Below are 251 nucleotides of genomic sequence, written 5' to 3'. Positions count from 1 at the left end.
AGGCCGGCACCGACCTGTGGACCGCCCCCCACTGGCGCGCCGGCCTCTACGCCGGCCAGCTCGACGGCGATATGCAAGTCAGGGGCTTCGCCCGCGGCGTCGCCAACCTGGCCGTCGGCAGCAACGACCTGCGCAGCCAGTACCTGGGCGGCTATGCCACCTACAGCAACGACAGCGGCTTCTACGCCGATGCCGTGCTGCAGGCCGGGCGCCACCGCTACGAGGTCAAGCCGCAGACCACCCTGCGCACC

1 protein-coding gene is annotated in these 251 nt (G+C 71.7%); it reads left to right on the top strand.

The window, feature by feature from the left end:
- Positions 1-251 (top strand): autotransporter domain-containing protein (locus tag AC3A6Y_RS35075; protein ID WP_487872800.1); only part of this gene is annotated, 251 nt, incomplete at both ends.

The organism is Variovorax sp. Soil_C_17, from assembly GCF_057657265.1.
The sequence above is the reverse complement of the archived record's forward strand: the minus strand, read 5'-3'. Positions and strand labels throughout refer to the sequence as shown.